Raw genomic sequence first — 1,604 nt, forward strand, 5'->3', positions numbered from 1 at the left:
GAAGCCCCAGAAGGCGAGATCGAAATCGCCATTGCCACTATCTGGCAAGAGCTCTTAGGACTGGAACGGGTTGGTCGCCATGATCAATTCTTTGAACTGGGTGGACATTCACTCTTGGCAGTGCAATTTATTTCGCGCATACGTACCACATTAGGAACCGAACTGGCGCTGCGTGATTTGTTTGCGCATCCGACATTAACTGCCCTGGCCCAGTGCATCAGCAAGATTGCGCGTACAACCTTGTCAGCGATCCTTCCAGCCAACCGCGATGACGCACTACCCCTGTCCTTTGCCCAGCAGCGCCTGTGGTTCCTTGATCAATTAGATCATGCAGCAGGGGCGGCTTATCATATGCCGGCTGGATTACGCTTGCAGGGACAGTTAAATCAAGCCGCATTGCAAGCTGCTCTAGATCGTATTTTGGCGCGTCACGAAGCTTTACGTACCTCTTTTGTCACACAAGACGATGGACAACCAATACAGCTCTTTGCCCCAGCTGATGTCGGTTTTTCGCTGCAAGAGGTGGATCTGTCTCACCTTATTGGCAATGAGCAAGAAGTGGCTGTTGTACGTTCTAGTGAAGAAGAAGCACGTGCGTCTTTCGATTTGTCCACCGGACCACTGATTCGAGGCCGTTTGTTACGCTTGTCTGATCAAGAGCACATTTTATTAGTAACGCAGCACCATATTGTCTCCGATGGCTGGTCTATCGACATACTGGTTCAAGAGTTTTCTGCTTTATATACGGCATTTAGCCAGCAGCAAACCGATCCACTGCCACCCTTAAGCATCCAATATGCAGACTATGCTGCTTGGCAACGTGAATGGTTGCAAGGCGATGTTTTACACCAGCAGGTCCATTATTGGCAACAGCATCTGGTCGGGGCTCCAGCGCTATTGGAAATGCCAACCGATCATCCTCGTCCTCCCGTACAAAGCTATAAAGGCAATCGTATTGCCGTCACACTGCCGGCTGCATTAACTCAGGATTTGCGCGCATTCAGTCAACGCCATGGTGCCACCTTATTTATGACACTCTTGGCAGGTTGGTCAGCCCTCTTATCTCGTATGAGCGGGCAGAACGATGTGGTGATTGGCACGCCTTTTGCCAACCGTCAGCGTTCTGAAATTGAATCGCTCATCGGCTTTTTTGTGAACACTTTGGCACTGCGTGTTCAGTTGAATGATGATCCTACTGTGGTGCAATTGCTGATGCAGATCAAAGCCAATACTTTAGAGGCGTATGCGCATCAGGATATTCCATTTGAACAAGTGGTCGATGCCATTAAACCAGTGCGCAGTCTCAGTCACAGCCCTGTATTTCAAGCCATGCTGGTATTGCAAAATACCCCCGTGGGCGGTGAATTGAGCTTACCAGGCTTAACTCTATCGAGCATCACAACCCCACACAGTACAACGCACTTTGATTTAAGCTTGTCTTTGTCGGAAACAGGAGAATCCATTACAGGCAGCTTGGAGTATGCCCGTGATTTGTTTGAGCAAGCCACCATGGAGCGGCTGGTTCAACATCTACAGATACTTTTCTCCGCGATGGTCGCTGATGAAACAAAGCATATCAGTCAATTGCCGCTACTTACAACCGA

General features: G+C 49.3%; 1 protein-coding gene. It reads left to right on the top strand.

From position 1 onward, the window contains the following. A partial coding sequence (locus RBA40_RS33150) for a condensation domain-containing protein (RefSeq protein ID WP_306653147.1) occupies positions 1-1,604 on the top strand: 1,604 nt, incomplete at both ends.

The sequence above is a fragment of the Massilia pseudoviolaceinigra genome, from assembly GCF_030846505.1.
Taxonomy (GTDB): domain Bacteria; phylum Pseudomonadota; class Gammaproteobacteria; order Burkholderiales; family Burkholderiaceae_D; genus Telluria_A; species Telluria_A violaceinigra.